Raw genomic sequence first — 18734 nt, 5'->3', positions numbered from 1 at the left:
ACATAAGGGCGAGACGTTTGAGAGTATCCGCGTTAATTCTATCGGTTGCCTTGTCTTTTACAGTTGCTGCATCGGCCTCTGCCGGCATGCTGAACCAGGCAGAAAAATACACCGGGCTGCACGAGTCCAAGAACAACAAGAGCCTCAAGAACATTCTTGGCGCAAATCCCCGCAGCACCCCATGGTGCGGCCTTTTCCTGCATGCGGTCGCCAGCAAGGCCGGCCGGCAATCTCCCAAATCCTATGGATTTGCGAAGTCCTGGACATCCTTCGGTTATGCAGTGCCCGTCAGTCAGGCGAAGCCGGGCGATGTCGTCGTCATTCGCAACGGCCGTGGTTACCACGCCGGCATTTTGAAGAGCATGAGCGGCAAGACCGCCCAAATCCTCGGCGGCAACCAGTCCGGCCGGGTGCAGGTGTCGAACTTCAACCGCAAGGCCATCGTTTCGGTCCGCCGATAAATCTCCTGATATTTTTGACGGCATTTTTTTGATAAAGGCGGGCTTGGACCCGCCTTTTCCATTTTGGGCCTAGGACTGCTCTCTGGTGCCAGGTGCTGCGTCGCGCTGATCGTCGTCTTCCAGATCGGTTGCCACGATAAAGGCATCCTCATGCTGCCGCGCCGCCTGCCTGCTGGCCCGAAGGCTGATCGATTCATCCGGATAGATTTCACTGTCTTTGGACTTCAGCTCGCTGTCGGTTTCAAAATCCGCCACGTCTTTTTGTTGAATATCGAGAGGTTCGGGACTTCTGTGCCTGGTGCCGGTCATCGGAATTCTCCTGCTGTTGTCGGGGAGCAAACGATCGGCCGGCAGGGGCGGTTCCTTCACTCCTCGCGAAATCCGCATTTACGGCTGTCGAAGGCGGAACAAACTCTGGCTTTTTCGGGTTTTCCATGGGCAGAATAAAGCCGGTGCCACGAAAAGAGGGAGGCCGTTATGGACCACGATCGCGAAGCCAAAATCCGGGAAAGAGCCCGCGCAATATGGGAGAAGGAAGGAAGACCGGAGGGACACCACGAGCGGCACTGGATGGAAGCGGAGCAGGAAGTCTCCAGTAACGCAGGCAAGACGAAATCGGCCAGCAAAAGCGGCACAAAAAAATCCCCCGCCGCCAAAGCACCGGCCAAAAAACCGAAGTCACCAGCCGTAAAGTCGCTTCAGAAAGAGCAGAAAGCATCTCATCCCGAGAAGGATGACGATTTGACCGAGAGCCTTGAAGAAAGTTTCCCCGCAAGCGATCCACCGGCGCTCACCAATACAACACGGGCAACGAAACGCGCACCGAAGAAAGCCTGAAGTCTTCAGGCGCAAAAAGCGCGATACGTCAATCCGGCCGGGAAGAAAGCCGTCTTACGCTCTTCGTCACATGTTTTGAGAGAAATGGCTCCCCGGGCCGGATTCGAACCGGCGACCTGTCGATTAACAGTCGAATGCTCTACCGCTGAGCTACCAGGGAACGTCCACCGCTTGGCGCGGTGTGAGCGGGGTAATACAAATGCTTTTCCGATTTGCCAAGCGGTTTTTTCAAAAAAAACGCATTCCTCTTGTTTTATCCCTCCAGAGTCCCGATTTTCCGGGCTTATCGCCGGTGAAAAAATTATCCACAGGCCAGATGCAAAAGGGCAGGATGGAATGAAATTCGGTATCGACCACAGAACGCACCGCCTCCATGTCGGAAAATGGAGCTTTGCCATGCCGCGTTCGCGCGTCGGCAGGATTGCGACCGGCTCGGCGCTGGTGGTGGGCGGAACGCTGGGTTTCCTGCCCGTTCTCGGCTTCTGGATGATTCCGCTCGGTCTTGTCGTGCTTTCCCACGATCTGCCGGCGGTTCGCCGCCAGCGGCGACGGCTGGCGGTCTGGTGGGCATCGCGGCAGAACCGCCGCGACACCCGCAATGGCGGCCGGCAGTAGGTTTTATGCGCCGATGGAGCTGCTGATGCCCTGGCCGGCCCAGAAGGCCGCATAGGCGAGCGCCGCGAAATAAATCGCCGTCAGCCCCAGAAACAGGTAGCCGCCGAGCACGGTGACGCCATCCCTCTGAATCATCCCGGCTGAAAAAAGCAGGATCGCAACGCCTGGAAGGGTGTTGGAGAAGGGAATGAAGCCGAGCGGCATCATCAGCAATACGCCCGCCGTCATCAGCGCAAGCCCGTTTATGCGGTTGGCGATAATGCCGGTCGTCAGCGCGGGAATGCGCGGGCGAATGAAACCGTCGAGCTTGGAGACGATGGCGACGCCTTTTTGAAGGGCTGGAACGAGCTTTGCCGTCTCCATCTGCCGGTCGAGGATTTTTGCCGGCAGCCATGGCAGGCGGTTGAGGGTGATTGCCAGGCTGACAAGGATGATCGCCGCACCGAAGACCGTGCTGACGCCGGGAATGGAAACCGGGATGAGAAAGGGCAGGGAGGCGATTGCGCAGATAAGCAAAAGGCCCTGTTCGCCGATTGCTTCCATCAACTCGCGCAACGTGATCGTCTGACCCTGCAGCTTTCCTATCAGCTTCTCAAGCGTCGTGCTGAGCTTTTCAGACGTATCAGTGAATGCGAATTCGTTCGTCATGCGGCTTCCCGGAAGTTGTTTAACTCCGGGATTGATAACATCCATCCGGCCCGATGCCTATCGCCGATAGAAAAGGAGCCTCATCACATTTGGTCGTGCGGTTCGCCTGGATCAGTGCGAAACCCAGTTGCTGTAGGCGCCTGCAAGAAGAACCACCAGCAGAATGACAAGTATGACCGGATTGATCGATGTAACGAAGTTTACATAGTCCATGATAACTTCCTCCTCATTCCTCCACCTCTTATTCTACAGCAAAAAGGCGAGTTCATCTACCGCAGGGTGAAATTTCGCATTGCAACAACCGGCTTGCGGTGAGGGCTGGAAATGCTTGTCTTTATGATTTTTTGCGATGCAAAAATAAATTTTCCAACATTTGCCATTCTCTTGCGTTGTCTCTAATCCTCATTCGGGGCCGGTCTCTCCGGCTCGCCGGCAACCGCATGAATCACCGCCGATATGCCTTGGCTCCCGCTTGCCTTCACTCCGCAACACTCTTCCCCGGGGACACGACATGCTGAAAAACATCTATGCCTGGACGATGGCGCTCGCCGCGCGCAAAACCGCCGTGTGGTGGCTGGCAATCGTGGCTTTCGTGGAAAGCTCCATCTTCGTCGTGCCTGCCGATGTGCTTTTCCTGCCCATGGTGCTGGCCAGGCCGAAAAAGGCGATGTTTTATGCGCTCGTGGCAACTGTCGCCTCGGTTCTCGGCGGCATCGCCGGCTGGTTCCTCGGTCATTATGCCTTTGAAAGCATCGCGCGGCCCATTCTCGAATTCTACGGCAAGCTCGACAGCTTCGAGCATCTGAAGAACTCGGTCGACTACGAAACCATCGTTCTCCTGCTGGTGACATCGGGGCTTGCGCATCTGCCGCCGATCAAGGTCGTGACTATCCTTTCCGGCGCGGCCAATATCAGCCTTGGCCTATTCATTCTTTCGGCGGTCGCCACGCGCGGCGCGCGCTTTTTCATCCTTGCCGGATTGCTGCAGAAATACGGGGAATCGGTGCGCCATTTCATCGAAAAACGCCTTGGCGCCATCACCGCAGCGGCGGCCGCCGCGCTCATCGCGGTCTATGCGGTTTACGTTTTCGTGCGTTGATCGAGCGCAAATTTTCTACTCTTACAATACTGTCGCATAACTTTCAGCTTACTGTCAGAATCCGCCTGTATCGGTTCTCTCGTCGAATGAGGGAACCGTTTTATTATGAGAAGATTCTGGAAGTGCTCCTTTTGGGGCATGGGTATTGCTGTGCTTGCCGCAGGCGGTTACCTCTACGCCATTCAGCTCCTGGGCAATTTTCACGAGGTTGTCGCGGGGCAGCTCTATCGCTCCAACCAGCCGAGCAATGAGCAGCTCGTCCGCTATACCAAGGACCACGGTATCAGGACGGTCATCAATCTGCGCGGCGCGAACGAATCCAAGGCCTGGTATCGCGATGAGGTCGAAACCGCCCGCGAGCTCGGGCTGAATCATATCGATTTCGGCATGTCGGCAAGCCAGGAGCTTGACATGAACAGGGTCAACGAGCTGGTCGCCATCATGCGCGATGCGCCGAAGCCCATTCTCATTCATTGCAAGGCCGGTGCGGACAGGACAGGCCTCGCCACCGCGCTCTATCTCAGCCGCGTGGCAAAGCTTGATGAGGAACAGGCGGAAAGCCAGCTTTCCTTCCGCTTCGGCCATATCGGCATTCCCTATCTCTCCGAAACCTACGCCATGGACCGGACCTGGGAAAACGCGGAAAAGATGCCCGTCGTCGACGATTTCGCCATCGCCTCCAACGAGTTCTGAAGTTGGCTCGGGCACATTTCCCGCAGGGCAGCACTTTCATGATCTGAATGGGATCTTGCGTCCTGTCTCGATGACGGAGGTTATCGGGACGGGCGCAACCCACAGATCGTGGCCGGCGGAGGGCGCGGCGGCGCAGCATCTATTGCCGTCGCCCAGCGCAATATTTCACGGCATGCATTTTTGCCGAAAATGACAATTTTCATTTTTATATTAGCAACTTATGTGATCTTGCGATTTAAGTTGACTCATAGTGTCACCTTTTATACAGCGACATTGTTTCAACTTCTGGATCGCATCATGACCCGCAAAACATTTATCGGCGGCCTTGCCGTATCGTTCTTATCCGTTTTCTTTATCGCACCTTCCGCCACCGCCGCAGAGAAGACCATCACCGACGTCATCGGACGCGAAGTGAAGGTTGATCTTCCTGCAAAACGCGTCGTTCTCGGTTTCTATTTCGAGGACTACATGGCGGTCGGTGGCGAAAAGGCCTATGATTCCGTCGTCGGCATTTCCCGCGAAGCGTGGGAAGGCTGGGTTCCCGCCAACTGGAAAATGCATCTCGCCCACCGCGCTTCGCTTGCAGATATTGCCGATGTCGGCGAAGTCGAAGCCCAGACCTTCTCGGTCGAAAAAGTGCTGAGCCTCAATCCCGATCTGGTGATCCTGGCGGATTGGCAATACAAGGCGCTCGGTCTCGATGCCGACCGTCTGGAAGAAGAGGGCATTCCCGTCGTTGTCGTCGACTATAACGCCCAGACGGTCGAGCGCCATGTCGTCTCCACCCGGCTGTTCGGCGAACTCACCGGCCAGCAACAGCGCGGCAAGGAAATTGCCGAATTCTACGCCGGTTCGCTGAAGGATGTCGCCGAACGGGTGGCGAAATCCGGTCAGCCGAAACCAAAGGTCTATGTCGAATTCGGCAATAAGGGACCGGCCGAATATTCCTTCACCTATGGCAAGAACATGTGGGGCGCCATGTCCACCGCCGCTGGCGGCGACAATATCGCAGCACCCTTCGTCGAGTGGTGGGGACCGATCAATCCCGAGCAGGTTCTGGCTTCGAAGCCCGACGCCATCTTCATTTCCGGCCGTGAAAACAACAAGAACCCCGCGGCGCTGCCGATGGGGCAGGCGGTGAAGGCTGCGGATGCCCGCGAAAAGCTCAAGGCCTTCGAAACCCGTCAGGGCTGGAGCGAATTGCCGGCCATCAAGAAGGGGCAGCTGTTCGGTGTCTATCAGGGCGCGTCGCGCACGCTCTCCGATTTCGCCATGGTGCAATATATCGCCAAGCAGCTTTATCCCGAGCAGTTCAAGGATGTCGATCCGATCGCCAACTATCTCGGCTATTACAGGAAATACCTGCCGGTCACGCCTGAAGGCACCTTTGCCATCGCCGTCAAGGATTGATGGTTCTATTGCCGGCGGCGGAAAAGCACATTTGCTTGCCGCTGAAGGTTAAATTCTGCGGACGCCACTGCACGGCGTCCGCTTTTCAGCGTCTTTTTCAAACAGGTTTTCCATGACAATTGCCGCCCGCAATGCCGAAGCCATCGGTGCGCACCGGCTGCGTGAACGTCGTCGCTGGCGCGTCGTCTTGGTCTTTTTCGTGCTGATGGCGGTAAGCCTCGTTCTCGATATCGCCACCGGTCCCTCGCTGCTGTCGCCCGCCGAAGTGGTGAAGTCGCTGACGGGCCTTGGCGAACGGGCGGCGATGACCGATTCCATCGTGCGCGGCCTCCGCCTGCCCATGGCGCTGATGGCGCTCGCCGTCGGGGCGGCGCTCGGCGCCGGCGGCGCGCAGATGCAGACCTTGCTTAATAATCCCATGGCAAGCCCCTATACGCTCGGCATGGCGGCTGCGGCGGGCTTTGGCGCCGCGCTGGTGCTTGCGCTCGGCGGTCTCGGGCTGGATGCCATGATTGCCGTTCCGCTCGGCGCTTTCGTCTTTTCCATGCTCGCCGCGCTTTTCCTTTTCATGCTGGCCTCCATGCGGCAGATGACGGCCGAAACCATCATTCTCGGCGGCATCGCACTTCTTTTTCTGTTTCAGTCGCTGCTGTCGCTCATCCAGTTCCTGTCCTCGCCCGAACTGTCGCAGCAGATTCTTTTCTGGCTGTTCGGCAGCCTGACCAAGGCGACCTGGCCAACGCTCGGCCTGACAGCCACCGTCACCGCCTTCTGCTGCGCCCTGCTTATGGCGGATTGCTGGAAACTGACGGCGCTCAGAATGGGAGAAATGCGGGCAGCCAGCCTCGGCATCAATGTGCGCCGGCTGCGCATGAAGGTTCTCATCATCGTCGCCATCATGACCGCGACGGCCACGAGTTTTGTCGGGGTCATCGGTTTCATCGGGCTGGTCGCGCCGCATATCGCCCGCATGACGGTGGGCGAGGATCAGCGCTTCTTTTTGCCCATGTCGGTGCTGAGCGGCGCGCTGATGCTCTCGGCAGCCTCGATTCTCTCCAAATCGATCATTCCCGGCGCTCTGTTTCCGGTCGGCATCGTCACCGCCATTGTCGGCGTGCCGTTTCTCCTGTGGCTGATTTTCGCTCCGAAGAGGCGCGGCCGATGATGGTTCTGGATAAAATTTCCGTCCAACGGGGCGGGCAGGCTATTGTGAGAGACCTTTCAGCGCGGCTAGAGGCGGGGAAAATCCACGCCGTCATCGGCCCGAACGGAACGGGCAAGACGACGCTTCTCAGAGCGATCTTCGGCGACCTGCCGCTCGCCGCCGGCGCGATCAGCCTCGGCGATCGTCGCCTTCAGGCCGGGGAAAGGGCAGCGCGGCACAGAAGGGACTGGCGGGATCGTTTCGCCTATATGCCGCAGGATACGGCGGCCGATATAGCGCTCAGCGTGCTGGAGGTGGTCGCGCTCGGCCGCTTCGGCCGGCTTTCGCTGCACATCGACGACGAAACGCTCGATCTGGCCATGACACGCCTGCATCAGGCCGGAATAGCCCATCTGGCGGGCAGGGAGATCGCCTCGCTCAGCGGCGGGCAACGGCAGATGGCGCTTTTCGCGCAGGTTCTGATGCGAGAGCCGCAGGCAATGCTGCTCGATGAGCCGGTCAGCGCGCTGGACCTCAAGCATCAGGTGGCGCTTCTCGATCTGGTGCGGCAGGAAACCCGCGCCAATGGCCGGGTGACGCTTGTCGTGCTGCATGATCTCAACCTCGCCTGCCAATATGCCGACAACCTGCTGGTGATTTCGGATGGCGCGTTGAAGGCGACCGGCGCACCGGGCGATATCGTCACGCCGAAGCTCATTTCCGAAACCTATGGCGTTGCCGTGGAGGTGTTGCGCGACCGGCGCGGCAATCCCGTCATCCAGCCGGCGGGCGACCCACCGCTCGAACATTTCAAAACCCTTGAAGGAACAATTGCATGAAACGATTTTTGATGGCGTTTGCCACGGCTTTGGCCGTAATCCTGCCCGTCACGCCATCCCTTTCCGCCGAACACAATATCCTGATGCTCAATTACGGCAAGGATGGCGGCATGGTGTTCGAGCCTTCCTATGTGAAGGCGGAGCCGGGCGACACCATTACCTTCGTACCGCAAAATTCCAGCCACTATGTGCATTCCTATGCGGTTCCGGAAGGCGTTAGCCCCTGGAAAAGCAAGCTCGATGAGGCTTTCACCGTCACCGTCGAGAAGGAGGGCGTCTATCTCTATTATTGCCCGCCGCATCTGATGATGGCGATGATCGGCATCATTCAGGTCGGCAAGCCCGTCAATCTCGAAGCCGTCAGACAAAAGGCCGAGAAGCTGCGGCCCAAGCTCGTCATGAAGGGCGAAAGGCTGGAGGCGGCGCTGGGACAGGTGACGCTCGCACAATAACGCCCCGCCTTTCAGGTTGCGCCAATCCGCACCGCAAACCCGTTTCTTCAACCCCGAAACCAAGGATGAAACCATGGCAAACAAAGTGATCGAAACGACGTTGAACGATCTCCTCAATGGCGAGCTGCGCGCCCATCACGCCTATCTTCAGGCGGCCGCATGGGCGGCGGAACGCAATCTCGACGGTTGCTATAAATTCCTGCTCGGCCACGCGGCGGAAGAGCTGGAGCACATGCACCGCATCTTCGGCTTCCTGAACGATCTCGGCGCGCGCGTCACCTTTTCCGAACTGCCGGCGCCGCAGGTCACGGCAAACGACATCAAGGGGCTGTTCACCATCGTGACGGAGCACGAATCCCGTGTCACCGCCGCCATCAACGCGGCAGTCGATCTTGCCCACGTGGAAAAAGACCACGCTACCACCTCATTCCTGCAATGGTTTGTGGATGAACAGCATGAGGAAGACAGCCTTTGCCGCACCATACTCGGCAAGATCGAGCTGATCGGCGACGGCCCCAATGCCCTTTACCTGATCGACCGCGAAATCGGTCTGCTGGCGGACAAGGGCTGATTGCTGCGCCAGTTTTCTTGCGCTCCACAAGCTGCATCGAACACGGCTTGTGGAGTGGAGGCCGTCGGCTCAATCGCGTCCGATATCCGGCGTCCATCCGCGCGTATATCCCTTTCCCATAATGGCGACCGCCAGGGAAAGCTGTTCCTGCAGATGCTCGATTTCGCCAAGAAGAGCTTCGACAGCCGCCTTCGCATCGCCGTCATGACACTGGATGACATATCCGGCTATGTCGTCGGGCCGTATGGGGGTGATTTTTTCAGCGTCGGACATAGTGGATGACCTCTCTTTTGTTCACTAAATGTTCTAATTTTAGCAGAGAGTCAACAAGGCAATGGGCGTCGCCCTTTACAGTCCGGCACTGCGGAATTGAACGTTAATGGACCGACGGATCCTCGCCATCCAGAAAGCTGCGAATCCCGTCTTTCTCACACGTGGCCAGGAATTCTTCCCAGGCGTCTTTGTCGGTCGCGAAGGGTTCGTCCCAGGTGGTGACATCGTCGTGCTCGCTGATGACTTCGAGCGTCCAATCCTGCTGGGTGCCAGCGGGCCGGTAGATATCAACCAGAACCGTGATGCCGTCGTCTTCAAACTCGCCCGAGAATTCTGAGTGTTCTATTTTCGTTTTTTTGGCCATCGCGGCACACCTCATTCTCAGGCCTGGACAAACGTATAGCCCAATCCGGGCTTTTAAATTCGCGCATGGCGCGGGTTACCAGATAGCTGAAACAAATATAGCCAGCTCTGGGGGAACTGGCTATCTATCTGATTTTAATGGTCGGAGCGGCGGGATTCGAACCCACGACCCCTTGACCCCCAGTCAAGTGCGCTACCGGGCTGCGCTACGCTCCGAACCTGAAAGCCGTTTATATATAAGCCTGTTAGGGCGCAAGCGGAAAATGGTCTTTTCATAAAAAAAGGAGCAAAGGGTGTGGATGGCGCAGAAGGGGACTAAGCAGCCCGGATGGGCGGCCGTCAAACGCATGACACATCCTCTTTCCATCATTGCCGGAACAAGCCGCCCGCTTCGGCGTTCAATCGCAGCGGAATTGAAACTCAGGGAGACGAACTATGTCCGAACTCGTCGTTGTTGGTTTTGACGGAACGGAAGTGGCCGACAGGGTGCTTCTGAAGCTTGCAGGCCTGAAAAAGGAATATCTGGTCGATCTGGAAGATGCCGTGGTTGTCGTTCGCGATGAAGATGGCAAGGTGCATCTGAAACAGAGCGTCAATCTGACGGCGATCGGCGCAAGCTCCGGTTTCCTGTCCGGCGGTCTCTGGGGCGGCCTCGTCGGCCTGCTGTTCCTCAATCCGCTGGCGGGATTTGCCATCGGCGGCGCCATCGGTGCCGGCACGGGCGCTCTTGCGGGTTCGCTGACGGATTTCGGTATCGATGACGATTTCATCAAATCGCTCGGCGAGACCATTCCCAACGGTTCTTCGGCGCTGTTCGTGCTGATCCGCAAGGTACAGCCGGAAAAGGTGCTGGCGGAATTCGAAGGCCTGCGCGGGCGGGTTATCAAGACGTCGCTGTCGCCGGCGCAGGAAGCGCAATTGCAAAAGGCGCTTTCCGGCGGAGCCGAACCGGCTGCCGTCTGAGCAGACGATGAAAGCGAGGCTGCGGCAGGTTCCATGTCGCAGCCATCCGCTCGGGCATCGGGAAATTCGGCTTATACGGTCAAAGTGCCGTTTTTCGCCTGCGGCCAGGTGAGATAATAATAGCGGCTGCCGACGCTGCCGAAAAACGCGTTGTCTCCGGAAATAGTATCGACATAGGCGCCGGTCTCGCTTCTCGCATAGGCAGAGCCGTCGCGCTTGAGATGGTCTTTCAGAAAGTCGCTCCACCCCGTCATGGCGATATCCGTGGCCGGTCTGGAGGTGGTTTCTGTATCGGAGGCCACATCCCAGGCCTTGATTTGCGCACCCTCGGCGGGATCGGAGACGGTCAGCGTACCGGCCGTCAAAGCCTCCAGCATGGCCTTGGCCTGCGAAGCCTTGTCCGGATCCGCGGTCAGGTCTTCCAGCGTCTCCTTCAGCGCCTTCATGAAATCGGCCTTGGTAATATCGCCGGAAGAAAGCTGGGTATCCGTGTCGTCGGTCTGCGTATCCTCGTTCGAGGTCTGGGCATATTGCGCCAGAAGCTGCGTGAGCCGCGTGTTGGTGGAAGACGAGGAGGAGGTGTCCAGCCCGTAGGAATCGAGGAGAGATGTCCGCGTCGAGGAGGAGGATGTGGCGGCGGAATTGTCTTCCTGCTCCTTGATGGCCTTGAGGGCCAGTCTGGTGGCGGTGAGGCGTGTGGACAGGTCGATGGAGGAGACCATTGCGCTAGCTGTTTCCTTGATCGGGCGATACGCATCATTCGTATCGAACCGGCTCGGCGGGCATCGATCCCGCCTTTCGTCTCCTCTCATAAGAAGACCGGGCGAATCCCGGCCGTGTTCGGCTTGGGATGCACCCGGTCTTAATGGCCGGACTTTGCGCGACGCTTGCGGATCAGTTCTCCTGAACGGAGACGCCGTTCGGGCCGATATTCATCTCGATCCCCTTCGGTTTGCTTTCCTCGTGCCAGACATAGATGCCGAGGCCTGCGATGACCACGATGAGCGCGCCGATGATGAGATAGAGATTATTGGTCTGCGTCATTAAGATGTCTCCCCGTTTGACAATCAGAATCCGGGGCTAAACGCATGAAATGGCGTAAGGTTCCGTAAGGGCAAGTGTTTTAGGCGGCACGCGTGCGGCGGCGCAGGCTTTCGCGTTTTTCAAGCGCCATGCATCCCCACAATATGCCGAGCAGCAGGAAGAAGTGTCGCCAGTGGTCGGTATCGATGACGGCGCCGATCATCACATGTCCCACGAAAGTTACCCAGGAAATGATGAGGAACGGCTGCCAGGGCCGTGGCCGCAGCAGGTGCCTGAACCCGGAGGCAATGGTCCAGCAGATCAGAACCAGATAGATCACGAAACCGAACCAGCCATGCGTCGTCAGGCTCTTCAGCCAGATATTATGTTCGGCGGCGGGAAAGATATTGTCGAACACCATGGGGCCGATACCGAGCGGGTGTTCCATGGCGAGCAGGAAGCCGAGATAGTGGCGGGCAAAACGCCCGAGATGGCCGCCATCATAAGATTGCACCGCCGAAGCGCGGCTGGAGAACAGATCCGCCACCTGCTTGAACTGCAGCGCAATGATGACAGCCGCGACCATCAGCCCGGCGGCGACGAGAAACAGCACGAGGATCTTCAGGCGAAACGCGGCCGTCCGCTCCTTCAGCAGCATCACGAAGACGAGGAGGATGGTGGCGAACAGAAACAGGCCCCAGGCCGCGCGCGAGAACGACAGGAACACAGCAAGCGACAGGATGAGCAGCCCGGCGATCCGCCAGGGCGCATGCATCGCCTTGCCGGTGAGAAGACCGTAAATGAGGTAGAGCGAGGGCGTCACCAGAAAGGGACCGAAAACGTTCGGGTCCTGAAAGGCGCCCTTGGCGCGGTCGTAAAGGGTGAAGACCTCGAAACCCGGAATGGCGTGGAAATATCCGATGATGCCGAGCAGGGCGGTAATCAGCGCCGCCGCAAGCCAGGCCCGGAAAATCAAAAGCAGCCGCTGGTATTTGTCCTCTATGATCGCCGCATAAAAAACCGAGGTCAGCGCCAGAAAGGTCGAGACGGCGAGATAAAGCGGTCCCTCATCCAGATCGGCCATGGTGGTGAGCGAAAGATAACCGCCGACATTGAAGGCAAGCAGCAGGCACAGAAGCAGGATGACGGTGCGCGAAAGGCGAAGGCCGAGCAGGAACCACAGGGCCACCTGTCCCACCATCATCAGCTCATAGGGCGCCGGCTCGGAAATGACGAAACCGGAAAGGAACACGCCGAATGCGATGAAGAACGAGCCGACGAGCCGCATGGCGGCCAGCGGCGCGTCGAAATCCGGTGCGTGCTGGTAGCCGGTGTGGGTCAATAGGCGTTTTCCGATTTCAGCAGCCGTATCGGCGTGAGGAACAGGATTTTCAGATCGAGGAACAGCGACCAGTTCTCGATGTAATAGAGATCGTATTCGGTGCGGAACTTGATCTTGTCGCCATGGTCGATCTCGCCGCGCCAGCCGTTGATCTGCGCCCAGCCGGTAACACCGGGCTTGACCTTGTGGCGCGCGAAATAGTGCTCCACCACCTCGGTATATTTCAGGTTGCCCGTCTGGGCATGAACGGCATGCGGACGCGGCCCGACCAGCGAAAGGTCGCCATAAAGAACGTTGAAAAGCTGCGGCAGCTCGTCCATCGAGGATTTGCGCAGGAAGCGGCCGACGGGCGTGACGCGCGGGTCGTTCTTCGTCACGGCCTTTTTCGCGGTCGGATCGCTGAGTTCCGTATACATGGATCGGAACTTCCAGACGTTGATCGTCTCATTGTTGAAGCCGTGGCGCTTCTGCTTGAAAAGGACCGGGCCTTTCGAGGTTGTTTTCACGGCAATTCCCGCGCCCACCATCACCGGCCATAAAAGGGCGATGCCGATGAGGCTGAAGGTGATGTCGAACACCCGTTTCGCCACCGAATCCCAGTCGCGGATCGGCTTGTCGAACACATCGAGCATCGGCACCTTGCCGACATGGGAATAGGCGCGGGGGCGGAAACGCAATTTATTGGCATGTGCCGCGATGCGGATATCGACCGGCAGCACCCACAGCTTGCGCAGAAGCTGGAGAATGCGCGCCTCGGCGCTGAGCGGCAGGGCGATGATCAGCATGTCCAGCTTCGTCAGGCGGGCAAATTCCACCAGCTCCGCAAAGGTTCCGAGCTTGGGATAGCCGGCGACAACCTCGGGAGAACGGGCGCTTTTCCGGTCATCGAAGATACCGCAGATGCGGATATCGTTATCGGACTGCTGCTCCAGCGAGCGGATAAGGTCCTTGGCGGTATCGCCGCCGCCGACGATGACGGCACGGCGTTCCATGACGCCGTTGCGGCCCCAGTGGCGAATGGCGAAGCCGAGGATCAGCCGCCCGGCGAAGATTGCGACCGCACCCGTTGCATACCAGATGCCGAAGGCCTGCCAGGAATGCAGCGCATCGGGAAAGAAGAGGAGAAGGAAACAGGCAATTCCCACGAAGGAGAGGCACACTGCTCCCTGAATGCGCGCGAACATCTTCAGCGGCGTGCGCAGTGTCGGAAGCTGATAGCAGTCACCGGCCTGCAATAGGAACACGCAGAGCGCCGCCCCCAGCACGCCGCCGCCGAAAACCGACAGAAAGGTTTCGAGACCGCGATCGGCTGCGATGCCGTTGACGATGGCGGCGATGACGACGAGCATCGTGAATTCCAGAAGCCGCAATTGCCCGATCACCATGTTGGGCGAATGGTTGCCGGCGCGAAGCTGGTTGGCGATCTGCCGTGCAAGCGGATTGAGAACGACGGTTTCGGAGGCCGAAGCCCCGCCGGCTTCATGGTCGGAGAGTTTCTTGCGCAATGACGCCAGATCGAATTGCAGTCTGTCCTTGTCAGTCTTGGTCATTGCCTTGGTCCGCACCCTCCAGCGCATCGGCCTTAAAATCGCATTGGATTTTCGACCGGAACGATGCGCAACCTCAAAGTGGTAGAGCGCCCTTTGTGCATCCGAATGGACACGCGCGCTCTACGAGCAGAAAACTAGCCGAAACATGCTAAGAAACGTTTATGATGAGTTTCTACAGGACGGCCGGAATATACAATTAAAAATCGTGTTTTTGAAATGACTATTAGGTCGATAACAGGTCGCGATAGAGTTTCATCATCTCATCCGCCATGACCGGGGTTGAAAATTTCGCCTTGAAGCTGTCCGGGCGAGGCATGATCCGCTGCGCCCAGCCGGCATCCTCGGCATCCTTGACCATGATCCGCGCCAGCGCATCGGCGTCGCCAGCCGGTACGAGCGCCTCGCTGTCTTCTCCAAGGACTTCGGGAATGCCGCCGACATGCGAGGCAATGACCGTTTTTCCCGCCGCAAGCGCTTCGAGCACGATATAGGGCATGGCTTCGGCGCGTGACGGCACCACCACTGTCGTTGCCAGTTCGAAGGCCTGCCTGGCGGGCATGGCCGCATGCATGGAAATCCGTCGGGAAAGCCCTGCCTTGTCGATCATCACCGCATATTTGTGCCTGTCAGGTCCGTCGCCGACGATCACGCCGGTCATCGGCTGGCCGATGCTGCGTTCCATTTTTGCAAATGCCCTGATGAAGACATCCGGTCCCTTTAGGTCGCGCAACATGCCGATATAGAGAAAACGGGCCGCATCTTCGCGGGCGGGTACGGTTTCGAACTCGCTTTCCTGCACGCCGTTATAGATCATCGCGGTTCGAGTGCGCGGCCTGCCGACCTTGGCCTCGTAAGTCGCCTGCTCGAAATTGCAGACGAAACAGAGCGCATCGGTGAAATGCTCCTGAAACCGCTCCAGCCGCAGGAAAAGCTGCCCCTTGAGGCTGTTTCTGGCGTAATGCAGGCTGCCGCCATGCGGTGAATAGAGGCGGGCTACGCGATACCTGTTCGCCCGCAGGAGTGAGCCGATCAGCCGGGCAAGAGCGCCACCCTTGGCGCTGTGCCCGTGCAGAATGTCCGGCCGCAAACTTTTGATGTGTTTGTATGACTTATAGAGCGCCAGCAGATCGCCGGGGCTGATGGACCGCCGGATGGGCAGCCGGGTGAGGCCAAGCTCCAGCATCGGGGTGATCTGTGCGAAAAGCCGTTCCTCATGCGCGCCGCCGGTGGAGCTGTCGCAGACGATGCCGACCTTGTGGCCCTGTTTCACATGTTCTTCGATGAGGTCGCGCACATGGCGGAAGACACCGCCCACCGGGGAGCGGAAGCAGTGAATGATGCGCAGGGGAGGGCCGTCATCCGACACGTTCGCCACTCCGTTTTCAGAAGAAGCGTTCACGCACATAGACGGTATCGCCGGCCAGAATGGGCGCGGTGATCCCGATCCGGCCGGTCATCACCTCGGCATTGATCTTGCGGGTAATGTCGACATCGGCCTGATTGGCGCGCGAGGTGAAGCCGCCGGCAATGGCGATGGCGTTTTGCACGGTCATGCCCGGCACATAGGAATATTGGCCGGGGCGACCGACTTCGCCCATGATGAAGACCGGGCGATAGCGGTCGATCTCGATCGTCACGTCCGGATCGCGAAGATAACCCTGGCGCAGTTTGGCGGCGATGGCGGCTTCGAGCTGCGGCAGGGTCTTGCCGCGTGCCGGAACCTGGCCGACGAGCGGGAAGGCAACATAGCCGGCCTGATCGACCGTATAGGTATTGGTCAGCCCGGTCTGCTCGAACACGTTGATGCGCAGCCTGTCGCCGCTATCGACATGATAGGGCTGCAGGGCAGCCTCATTGAAGGACCTCGGCGCGGGTTGATATGCCGCGCAGCCGGAAAGGGCCGTCAGAACGGCGAGCGTCAGTGCGGTGACATGTCGTGATCCGGCGAGCGGCATCTCATCTGGCTCCGAGTCGAACTTTGATCATTCTTATCGTTCTGTTAGGGTTAATGTGCGGTAAACGAGCAGCGCGAGCGGTGATAATATCGGCTTTATTTCGTTGGATTCGCCGGGATTAACTGTTGTGTTACCGGCAAGACTTAAACTTCGCGAAAATTGACCATCTATATTTGAGCGCCCGAGGTTTGTCTCGGTTACGGAGCCCGCATGAACGGCGATCGCATTGACGACAGGGATGTGGATATCGATCTTGCGCAGCTTGTCGCGGCCATATGGCAGCGCAAGGGCCGGATCGCGGCAATCACGCTTCTGGCGGGAGGCGCCGCCTTCGTGATTTCAAGCATGATGTCGCCCGCCTACAAGGGTGAGGCGCGCGTGCTCATCGAATCCCGCGCGGCCTCCTTCGGCGCCTCGCAGCAGTCCAATGCGCCCGCCGAACCCGTGCTCGATGAATTGACCGTTTCCAGCCAGGTGCAGATCCTGCAATCGGTCGACCTCATCAAGCAGGTAGCCAAAGACATGAAGCTTTACGAGCTGGATGAGTTCGATCCGGAGGCCCATCCTTCGCTCATCTCGCAGCTCCTGGTCGCCGTCGGCGTCAAGAAGGACCCGCTTCAGGTGCTGCCCGAAGAGCGGGTGCTGAAGGCCTTCCGGGAAAAACTGCAGGTCTATCAGGTCGAAAGCTCGCGCGTCATCACGGTCGAATTTTCCTCGCAGGATCCGAAACTCGCCGCCGCCATCCCAAATGAGATGATGAAGGCCTATATTGCGCTACAAAGCGGCGCGAAGCTGGATACAAGCACGGAAGCGGCGCGCTGGCTGGAGCCGGAAATCGCCAATCTGCGCGAAAAGGTGCGCGAGGCCGACAGGAAGGTCGCGGATTACCGCGCCTCCTCCGATCTTCTCTCGGCGGGGCAGGGCGAAACGCTCGCCACCCGCCAGCTCGGCGATATCTCCACCGAACTTGGCCGTATCCGCGGAGAGCGCGCCAATGCGGAGGCGCGGGCGGAAGGCGTGCGCAGCGCGCTTGCAAGCGGCCGCCCGCTCGATACTTTTCCCGATGTCGTCGGTTCCCCGACGATCCAGAGGCTGAAGGAAAACGAAACGACGATCCGCAGCCAGATTTCCGATCTCTCGTCCTCGCTGCTGGAAGGCCATCCGCGCATCCGCGCGCTGCGCAACCAGCTCGACGGCATACAGCGGCAGATTCAGGAAGAGACCCGCAAGGTGCTGGCAAGTCTCGAAAACGAGGCCAATGTTTCGCGCCTGCGGGAACGGCAGCTGGTCCAGCAGCTGAACATGCTGAAATCGGAAAGCGTGCGTGCGGGCGAACAGCAGGTGGGCCTCAACGATCTGGAGCGGGAAGCCTCGGCGCAAAGGCAGCTTCTGGAAACCTATCTTGCCCGTTACCGCGAAGCGACATCGCGCGCCGGCTCGGTGGATTCCACGCCGGCCGATGCGCGCGTCATCTCGACGGCGGTGGAGCCGCGCGAACCCTATTTCCCGAAGACGGGCGCCATCACCATCGTCGTGACGCTGGCGGCGTTTCTGCTGTCCTGCATCGTCGTCATGCTGGTGGAACTTTTCACCGGTCGGGCTTTGAAGCCGATGGGCAGGAATCAGGTTCCGCCGCTCTCCGATCCGCCTTCTCCTTCGCGTGCTCCAGCCGATCCGGATAAGACCACGGACGTGCCGGAACAGTCTGTAGCCGCGCGCCATGAAACCATACAGCCCGCTGCTCGGGCCATGCCGGTCGCGGCATACCAGCCCGTTGCCGAAGAAGAAGAACGGCATCTACCGGCCGTCGCCGCTGCTGCTGCCATGCCTGCCTTGCCGGTGGAAGATGTCGCGGCTGCGAAAGAGGAGGCAATGGAGGAGGAAGTCGATACGGATGACGATTTCTCCATCGACGCGGTCGCAGGTTTCCTCGCCACCCGCCTTGCCAAACCGGTCGCCGCAATCGTGTCGCCGGCCGGTGATAGCGGTTCGACCACGTCCGTGATGCTGGCGCGCGCTTTGTCCGAAATGGGCCGTTCGGTCGTTCTCGTCGACATGACGGCGTCAGCCTGTCCGACGCGGTTGATGGCGCCGGAAGCCGGGCTTCCCGGTGTCATGGATCTTCTGGCGGGCGCGGCCGCCTTCGGTGAAACCATTCACGGCGACCGCCTGTCCGACGCCCATATCGTGCCGCGCGGCAATGCGCAGCCGCGCGAGGCCATGCGCGCGATAGACCGTCTGACGATGATCCTCGGCGCACTCTCCGACGCTTATGATACCGTCCTCGTCGAATGCGGCGCGGTGCAGATTTCTAGCCTCGGGAAAATGCTGCGCAACCTGCCGGCGGAAATCATCGTCTCGGTTCCCGGCAAGGATAGCGAATTGTTGGAAAAGACGCTCGGTGAACTGGTTGCTGAGGGCTATGAACAGGCATTGCCGATGACCGGCATGCGCAAGCCGGACCATCTGAGCGCGGCCTGAGGTGCGGCAAAACCC

22 protein-coding genes and 2 tRNA genes are annotated in these 18734 nt (G+C 59.0%); 12 read left to right on the top strand and 12 right to left on the bottom strand.

Annotated elements, in window-relative coordinates:
- The first annotated feature begins 17 nt into the window (after positions 1–17).
- Positions 18–461, top strand: a complete 444-nt coding sequence (locus L904_RS12705) for a TIGR02594 family protein (protein ID WP_003521571.1) — start codon at positions 18–20, stop codon at positions 459–461.
- 69 nt (positions 462–530) lie between these two features.
- On the opposite strand, the gene L904_RS12700 is transcribed toward L904_RS12705, so the two are convergent.
- Complete coding sequence (locus L904_RS12700; RefSeq protein ID WP_020811137.1) at positions 531–770, bottom strand: hypothetical protein; 240 nt, start codon at positions 768–770, stop codon at positions 531–533.
- Between the two features lie 168 nt (positions 771–938).
- On the opposite strand from L904_RS12700, the gene L904_RS12695 reads away from it, so the two are divergent.
- Positions 939–1298, top strand: coding sequence for a DUF2934 domain-containing protein (locus tag L904_RS12695; protein ID WP_020811138.1), 360 nt, complete (start codon positions 939–941; stop codon positions 1296–1298).
- Positions 1299–1383: 85 nt separating this feature from the next.
- On the opposite strand, the gene L904_RS12690 is transcribed toward L904_RS12695, so the two are convergent.
- Positions 1384–1458: transfer RNA gene (locus L904_RS12690), tRNA-Asn, on the bottom strand.
- A gap of 176 nt (positions 1459–1634) precedes the next feature.
- Between L904_RS12690 and L904_RS12685 the strand changes: the two genes are divergently transcribed.
- A complete protein-coding gene (locus tag L904_RS12685) occupies positions 1635–1913 on the top strand; it encodes a hypothetical protein (RefSeq protein WP_020811139.1) in 279 nt (92 codons plus the stop codon).
- A 3-nt stretch (positions 1914–1916) separates the two neighbouring features.
- On the opposite strand, the gene L904_RS12680 is transcribed toward L904_RS12685, so the two are convergent.
- On the bottom strand, positions 1917–2561 hold the full coding sequence (locus tag L904_RS12680) for an exopolysaccharide biosynthesis protein (protein ID WP_003521567.1): 645 nt from the start codon (positions 2559–2561) through the stop codon (positions 1917–1919).
- Positions 2562–3072: 511 nt separating this feature from the next.
- Between L904_RS12680 and L904_RS12675 the strand changes: the two genes are divergently transcribed.
- From L904_RS12675 to L904_RS12645, 7 genes are all read left to right on the top strand, one after another.
- A complete protein-coding gene (locus tag L904_RS12675) occupies positions 3073–3660 on the top strand; it encodes a YqaA family protein (RefSeq protein WP_020811140.1) in 588 nt (195 codons plus the stop codon).
- Between the two features lie 138 nt (positions 3661–3798).
- A complete protein-coding gene (locus L904_RS12670) occupies positions 3799–4353 on the top strand; it encodes a dual specificity protein phosphatase family protein (RefSeq protein ID WP_003521565.1) in 555 nt (184 codons plus the stop codon).
- Positions 4354–4650: 297 nt separating this feature from the next.
- Positions 4651–5763 carry an ABC transporter substrate-binding protein gene (locus L904_RS12665; protein WP_031234053.1) on the top strand — a complete coding sequence of 371 codons (1113 nt, stop codon included), beginning with the start codon at positions 4651–4653 and terminating at the stop codon, positions 5761–5763.
- A 112-nt stretch (positions 5764–5875) separates the two neighbouring features.
- Positions 5876–6928: an iron ABC transporter permease gene (locus tag L904_RS12660; protein ID WP_020811141.1), complete on the top strand. Its 1053-nt coding sequence runs from the start codon at positions 5876–5878 to the stop codon at positions 6926–6928.
- Positions 6925–7746, top strand: coding sequence for an ABC transporter ATP-binding protein (locus L904_RS12655; protein ID WP_020811142.1), 822 nt, complete (start codon positions 6925–6927; stop codon positions 7744–7746). Before L904_RS12660 ends, L904_RS12655 begins: the two co-directional genes overlap by 4 nt.
- Positions 7743–8198 carry a pseudoazurin gene (locus tag L904_RS12650; protein ID WP_020811143.1) on the top strand — a complete coding sequence of 152 codons (456 nt, stop codon included), beginning with the start codon at positions 7743–7745 and terminating at the stop codon, positions 8196–8198. Before L904_RS12655 ends, L904_RS12650 begins: the two co-directional genes overlap by 4 nt.
- A gap of 73 nt (positions 8199–8271) precedes the next feature.
- Positions 8272–8769, top strand: a complete 498-nt coding sequence (locus tag L904_RS12645) for a ferritin (RefSeq protein WP_031234054.1) — start codon at positions 8272–8274, stop codon at positions 8767–8769.
- 69 nt (positions 8770–8838) lie between these two features.
- Here the strand turns inward: L904_RS12645 and L904_RS12640 are convergent, their stop codons facing one another.
- The 3 genes from L904_RS12640 to L904_RS12630 all read right to left on the bottom strand — a co-directional run bounded on the left by L904_RS12640 (position 8839) and on the right by L904_RS12630 (position 9621).
- The gene (locus tag L904_RS12640) at positions 8839–9042 is read right to left on the bottom strand and encodes a hypothetical protein (RefSeq protein WP_020811145.1); all 204 of its coding nucleotides are present in this window, start codon (positions 9040–9042) and stop codon (positions 8839–8841) included.
- A gap of 103 nt (positions 9043–9145) precedes the next feature.
- Positions 9146–9406: a hypothetical protein gene (locus L904_RS12635; RefSeq protein ID WP_020811146.1), complete on the bottom strand. Its 261-nt coding sequence runs from the start codon at positions 9404–9406 to the stop codon at positions 9146–9148.
- A 138-nt stretch (positions 9407–9544) separates the two neighbouring features.
- Positions 9545–9621: transfer RNA gene (locus tag L904_RS12630), tRNA-Pro, on the bottom strand.
- Positions 9622–9840: 219 nt separating this feature from the next.
- Between L904_RS12630 and L904_RS12625 the strand changes: the two genes are divergently transcribed.
- Positions 9841–10368, top strand: coding sequence for a DUF1269 domain-containing protein (locus L904_RS12625; RefSeq protein ID WP_020811147.1), 528 nt, complete (start codon positions 9841–9843; stop codon positions 10366–10368).
- A gap of 71 nt (positions 10369–10439) precedes the next feature.
- Here L904_RS12625 and L904_RS12620 read toward each other — a convergent pair whose 3' ends face one another.
- The 6 genes from L904_RS12620 to uppC all read right to left on the bottom strand — a co-directional run bounded on the left by L904_RS12620 (position 10440) and on the right by uppC (position 16238).
- Positions 10440–11090: a hypothetical protein gene (locus L904_RS12620; protein WP_031234055.1), complete on the bottom strand. Its 651-nt coding sequence runs from the start codon at positions 11088–11090 to the stop codon at positions 10440–10442.
- A gap of 172 nt (positions 11091–11262) precedes the next feature.
- The gene (locus tag L904_RS27755; protein ID WP_003521552.1) at positions 11263–11412 is read right to left on the bottom strand and encodes a hypothetical protein; all 150 of its coding nucleotides are present in this window, start codon (positions 11410–11412) and stop codon (positions 11263–11265) included.
- Positions 11413–11491: 79 nt separating this feature from the next.
- Positions 11492–12733, bottom strand: a complete 1242-nt coding sequence (uppF, locus tag L904_RS12615) for a polysaccharide biosynthesis O-antigen ligase family protein UppF (protein ID WP_035261763.1) — start codon at positions 12731–12733, stop codon at positions 11492–11494.
- On the bottom strand, positions 12730–14283 hold the full coding sequence (gene uppE / locus L904_RS12610; protein ID WP_020811149.1) for a polysaccharide biosynthesis glycosyltransferase UppE: 1554 nt from the start codon (positions 14281–14283) through the stop codon (positions 12730–12732). Before uppE ends, uppF begins: the two co-directional genes overlap by 4 nt.
- Before the next feature lie 223 nt (positions 14284–14506).
- Positions 14507–15649: a polysaccharide biosynthesis type 4 glycosyltransferase UppD gene (uppD, locus tag L904_RS12605; protein ID WP_031234056.1), complete on the bottom strand. Its 1143-nt coding sequence runs from the start codon at positions 15647–15649 to the stop codon at positions 14507–14509.
- 16 nt (positions 15650–15665) lie between these two features.
- Complete coding sequence (uppC, locus tag L904_RS12600) at positions 15666–16238, bottom strand: polysaccharide export protein UppC (RefSeq protein WP_020811151.1); 573 nt, start codon at positions 16236–16238, stop codon at positions 15666–15668.
- A 210-nt stretch (positions 16239–16448) separates the two neighbouring features.
- On the opposite strand from uppC, the gene uppB reads away from it, so the two are divergent.
- A complete protein-coding gene (gene uppB / locus L904_RS12595) occupies positions 16449–18719 on the top strand; it encodes a polysaccharide biosynthesis protein UppB (protein ID WP_020811152.1) in 2271 nt (756 codons plus the stop codon).
- The last annotated feature ends 15 nt before the right edge of the window (positions 18720–18734 follow it).

This window comes from Agrobacterium sp. LY4, assembly GCF_001526585.1.
In the GTDB taxonomy this organism is placed as follows: domain Bacteria; phylum Pseudomonadota; class Alphaproteobacteria; order Rhizobiales; family Rhizobiaceae; genus Agrobacterium; species Agrobacterium leguminum.
The sequence above is the reverse complement of the archived record's forward strand: the minus strand, read 5'-3'. Positions and strand labels throughout refer to the sequence as shown.

Coding starts and splice junctions, on each gene's coding strand:
- L904_RS12700 (WP_020811137.1), bottom strand. CDS start 770: ATGACCGGCACCAGGCACAGAAGTCCCGAACCTCTCGATATTCAACAA.
- L904_RS12695 (WP_020811138.1), top strand. CDS start 939: ATGGACCACGATCGCGAAGCCAAAATCCGGGAAAGAGCCCGCGCAATA.
- L904_RS12685 (WP_020811139.1), top strand. CDS start 1,635: ATGAAATTCGGTATCGACCACAGAACGCACCGCCTCCATGTCGGAAAA.
- L904_RS12680 (WP_003521567.1), bottom strand. CDS start 2,561: ATGACGAACGAATTCGCATTCACTGATACGTCTGAAAAGCTCAGCACG.
- L904_RS12675 (WP_020811140.1), top strand. CDS start 3,073: ATGCTGAAAAACATCTATGCCTGGACGATGGCGCTCGCCGCGCGCAAA.
- L904_RS12670 (WP_003521565.1), top strand. CDS start 3,799: ATGGGTATTGCTGTGCTTGCCGCAGGCGGTTACCTCTACGCCATTCAG.
- L904_RS12665 (WP_031234053.1), top strand. CDS start 4,651: ATGACCCGCAAAACATTTATCGGCGGCCTTGCCGTATCGTTCTTATCC.
- L904_RS12660 (WP_020811141.1), top strand. CDS start 5,876: ATGACAATTGCCGCCCGCAATGCCGAAGCCATCGGTGCGCACCGGCTG.
- L904_RS12655 (WP_020811142.1), top strand. CDS start 6,925: ATGATGGTTCTGGATAAAATTTCCGTCCAACGGGGCGGGCAGGCTATT.
- L904_RS12650 (WP_020811143.1), top strand. CDS start 7,743: ATGAAACGATTTTTGATGGCGTTTGCCACGGCTTTGGCCGTAATCCTG.
- L904_RS12645 (WP_031234054.1), top strand. CDS start 8,272: ATGGCAAACAAAGTGATCGAAACGACGTTGAACGATCTCCTCAATGGC.
- L904_RS12640 (WP_020811145.1), bottom strand. CDS start 9,042: ATGTCCGACGCTGAAAAAATCACCCCCATACGGCCCGACGACATAGCC.
- L904_RS12635 (WP_020811146.1), bottom strand. CDS start 9,406: ATGGCCAAAAAAACGAAAATAGAACACTCAGAATTCTCGGGCGAGTTT.
- L904_RS12625 (WP_020811147.1), top strand. CDS start 9,841: ATGTCCGAACTCGTCGTTGTTGGTTTTGACGGAACGGAAGTGGCCGAC.
- L904_RS12620 (WP_031234055.1), bottom strand. CDS start 11,090: ATGGTCTCCTCCATCGACCTGTCCACACGCCTCACCGCCACCAGACTG.
- L904_RS27755 (WP_003521552.1), bottom strand. CDS start 11,412: ATGACGCAGACCAATAATCTCTATCTCATCATCGGCGCGCTCATCGTG.
- uppE (WP_020811149.1), bottom strand. CDS start 14,283: ATGACCAAGACTGACAAGGACAGACTGCAATTCGATCTGGCGTCATTG.
- uppC (WP_020811151.1), bottom strand. CDS start 16,238: ATGCCGCTCGCCGGATCACGACATGTCACCGCACTGACGCTCGCCGTT.
- uppB (WP_020811152.1), top strand. CDS start 16,449: ATGAACGGCGATCGCATTGACGACAGGGATGTGGATATCGATCTTGCG.